Origin of the sequence: Bartonella sp. AP57NXGY (assembly GCF_042195805.1) — a bacterium.
Classification (GTDB): Bacteria; Pseudomonadota; Alphaproteobacteria; order Rhizobiales; family Rhizobiaceae; genus Bartonella.
Genome location: NZ_JBHIOZ010000323.1, coordinates 1 through 1,154, shown reverse-complemented (window position 1 = coordinate 1,154; position 1,154 = coordinate 1). Strand labels below are relative to the sequence as shown.

1 pseudogene is annotated in these 1,154 nt (G+C 28.6%); it reads right to left on the bottom strand.

The annotated features are described in order from the left end of the window. Positions 1-137, bottom strand: a pseudogene (locus ACFIL8_RS10645) (Bcr/CflA family drug resistance efflux transporter); the annotation flags it as partial. Positions 138-1,154: the final 1,017 nt, after the last annotated feature.

Below are 1,154 nucleotides of genomic sequence, written 5' to 3'. Positions count from 1 at the left end.
TGAATTTGAGATTGTGTCACTTGATAATATTGACGCATATCGCCCAGTGCTGGTAAAAAAATATCGGTAGAAATCAATCCTCCCGTCGATAAACATACGATAAGTATAATGAATAGCAAGTTATATTTATGAGTCATAAAGAAAATCACACTTTTTAGATAGTTATTAAATAGTATTTAATTAAATATAATTATATTTTATGCTTATATATGCAAATAATAATTATTAAAAGTGTTATTATTTTACTTTATAAAAATATTATTTTTCTTATAGAAAGCATTTTATTTTACAAACTTCACGAGCTAAAAAGTTATTCCCTAACTAAGCTCTCCTGTACAAATACTTTGCCGTAATCTTCCGCTGCTTTTTTCATTGATATTATAAGTAAAAGCATAATCTCTCTCCACGGCAACAGTCCCACTTTCTATACAATATCCATCAAAGTTGATCGACAAAACGCAAAGCAGAAAAACAATCTCTAACGTCTCTACCCCAAAATCACTATGGTATAAACACGGCGCATAACACAACAATAGCTTGAAGCCCCTATCAACACAAATAATTGTGTAAAAAATCTTGATCTATCCCCTATACCATAAAATATAATGCTTTCTCTGCAAACCAACTCACAACCAAATATATCTTACTCATTTCATAAAACTCTTCATCTAAGATAAATATCAAAAAATTATCGTGTAACATATTAACAAATATGATGTCATAACAATTCAATAAGCTTTTTATTTAACTTAATCCATGATCTTTTATAACACTATGAATTGAACATTACTGATATTTATTTTTATCTTCAAATGCACCTTCTAATCTCATTTTATAAATATTCTTCCCATAAAAACAGTAACACTTTTATAAAAATAAGCAGATATACCCCCTACTTTATAAGCTAGAAACCAATAAACGATAGTATCCAGTTTTTTAAATTATTCTCTCTCATGAGAAATTCGATGATAATATGATAATAGTATACGGATAGCCCGCTTTTTTTCAGACATAAGTGAGGTCTTTTGGATTGTATAGCCACATTTTACTTCTCATAACAAACATTTGTTTAAAGTATTTTCCTATTCCTTTTTGGCGCATATCTATTCACTTTTGGAACATAATTAGCAAAAAGGCATTGTATCTCCAGCATA